At 67.7% G+C, this 839-nt stretch carries 2 protein-coding genes; one reads left to right on the forward strand and one right to left on the reverse strand.

Annotated elements, in window-relative coordinates; genetic code table 11:
* A partial coding sequence (locus HGK34_RS22285; protein WP_372433181.1) for a helix-turn-helix transcriptional regulator occupies positions 1 to 471 on the reverse strand: 471 nt, incomplete at its 3' end.
* 24 nt (positions 472 to 495) lie between these two features.
* On the opposite strand from HGK34_RS22285, the gene HGK34_RS23695 reads away from it, so the two are divergent.
* Positions 496 to 810 (forward strand): DUF3866 family protein, encoded by a 315-nt coding sequence (locus tag HGK34_RS23695; protein ID WP_201851646.1) that lies wholly within the window; start codon positions 496 to 498, stop codon positions 808 to 810.
* Positions 811 to 839 lie beyond the last annotated feature (29 nt).

Genomic DNA, 839 nt, shown 5'->3' on the forward strand with positions numbered 1-839 from the left:
GATGTAGCTCCGTCTCGTGGGCTCGGAGATGTGTATAAGAGACAGGTCCACCGGCGCCCCCGCCGCCCGCAGCTTCACCAACGCCCGCGCCATGTCCGTGCGCAACGCCTTGTCCGCCCAGAACTGCGCCGCCAGCGACAACACCCCCAGCTCCGCCGGCGTCAGATCGATCTGCCCCAGCGCATACGCCTCCTGATCGATCCGATACCCCACCTCATCGGTATGACCACCCAGCCCCACCGTCGCCACCGGCACCCCCAGGGACCGTAACGTGTCCTTGTCCCGCTCGAACATCCGGAAGAACGCGTCGTCACTGGCCGCGTCACCGTACCCCGCCACGGCAGCACGGATCTGCGTCCTGGTCATCGCCACATCGGTATTCACCAGCGCGATCACCAGGTTCAGCATGCGCTCGGCAGGATTCAGAGAAGGAGTCACGGCATCTGCGGGGGTTGCGGTCGAAGCGGGCATCGGCACAACGGTAGCCTCGGATCCGTGATCACGTGGCGCATCGGCACCGTTCTGTCCACAGGCAAGCGCTGGCGCGGTGCCACCGAACTCACCATCACCCTCGACCGCCCCCTGACCGAGACCTCCGACCACCCCCCGGTCCGCGAGGTCCGCGCCCTGGCCTACACCCACCTCGTGGGCGACCCCGAACCCGGAGACGCCCTCCTGGTCAACGTCTCCGCCCTCGCCCGCGACCTCGGCACCGGCGGATACGCCCTCGTCATCGGCCCCGCCAGCCGCCTCGGCGAACCCCTCACCGACCTCCCGGCCGACCCGCCCCTGTCTCTTATACACATCTGACGCTGCCGACGATAAGGCTCGTGTAGATC

The sequence above is a fragment of the Myceligenerans indicum genome, assembly GCF_016742955.1.
Lineage (GTDB): Bacteria > Actinomycetota > Actinomycetes > Actinomycetales > Cellulomonadaceae > Myceligenerans > Myceligenerans indicum.